We start from the raw sequence: 1,445 nt of genomic DNA on the forward strand, positions 1-1,445 counted from the left end.
GAATGCACTTTATTTGTTAAAGTATTGCAATTAGAGCATCTTAAATCCTCATTTTTTGAAATTACAGTAATATACAGTGTATTATCTATTAGCTCCATGAGATTTATATTCAAGTGATGTATCCAAAATTTTAATTATGCTTTCCATAGCTGTCCTCCGATTCATATATATCTATATGATACACTATTTAAAATCCAATAACTATGGAAAGAACCTATTTGACGTTATCATTTAAGATAAAATATAGAAAATAAATTTTCAATATTATAAGGTATATAGGTGAAAAATTTTTGTGGAAAGTAGTTATATTTTATAAGGCTTAAACATAGTATTATAAAGTGTTCAAAATGACACAATAAATTTTATGAAATAAATATATTTTTGTAATATTAGTATGCACACCTCATATATATATATTGAGGTGAGTAAAATGAAATGTAACTTAAATAGCAAACAACATAGTATAGTAGTTATAGTTTCTTTAATCCTTGTCTTTTCAATAGGTTTCTGCATGGGAAGATATTGTTTTGGCGGAAATGATTATTTTAAAAATGATAAGGTAGAAAGAGACAATGCTACTCAAAAATCCTTGGATTCCTTAAAGGCTTTGGTTGATAATCAAAGTACACCACAGGAGCAAAAGGATAAGGCATCAGAAGACTATAGACAACTATCATTAAAATTTGAAAAAGAGGCAACTCTTGAATCTAAAGTTAAGGCATTAGGCTTTAAAAAAGCAATGTGTTATTTAGAAGATGATAGAGTTAAAGTTGTAGTACAAAATAAAGACAAGTTAAAAGATGAAGAAAGTAAAAAAATTAAAGATGCTATTCTACAAGAAAGCAACATCAAGGATGTTGAGATTATAGTAAGAAAATAGATAATTAAATTTACTAAACTTTATTAAAGACATATTCACATTTTAAGTTGTTCATATTATAAGAAGAGCTATTATTCAATGGAAATATCATTGGGTAATGGCTCTTTTTAATCATTAAGGGCTACAGATATTTATGCTTTTTACAAGGCGGAAAACTAATATCTATAGGTATGCTACCTAGAATTGTATAAGGAATACATTATAAGCTTCTAATGAAAGCTATATATTACCCAATGGAAAGGGTATTGTTATGAAACTATAATTATAATGGTGTAGTAAGGACTTTGAGGTTAGATTTAATTTGGTTTAAAATACTTTCGGTTCTTATTTATGTACATACTTTGCAATATTAAATCTACAACATCGTAATTTAGTACATATTAGAAATTTTTATCCTATGAAATATAAATGAAGCTTATTTAATACAAAGTATATATTATTTAAGAGAGATCAGAGAGATTTAAACCATGGGGTTGTTAAAATAAAAGTGTAACTTACTAAAGATAGGTTAAATCTACAACAGCTTAATTTAGTACATATTAGAAGTTTTTATCCTATGAAATAT

1 protein-coding gene is annotated in these 1,445 nt (G+C 26.0%); it reads left to right on the top strand.

The features are described 5' to 3' along the window. Window positions 1–430: 430 nt before the first annotated feature. On the top strand, window positions 431–880 hold the full coding sequence (locus tag BUA48_RS15205) for a SpoIIIAH-like family protein (RefSeq protein ID WP_072832889.1): 450 nt from the start codon (window positions 431–433) through the stop codon (window positions 878–880). The last annotated feature ends 565 nt before the right edge of the window (window positions 881–1,445 follow it).

The organism is Clostridium collagenovorans DSM 3089 (assembly GCF_900130005.1).
Taxonomy (GTDB): Bacteria; Bacillota; Clostridia; order Clostridiales; family Clostridiaceae; genus Clostridium_D; species Clostridium_D collagenovorans.

Excerpts from the sequence above, each read along its gene's own strand:
- BUA48_RS15205 (WP_072832889.1), top strand. The coding sequence starts at position 431 with ATGAAATGTAACTTAAATAGCAAACAACATAGTATAGTAGTTATAGTT.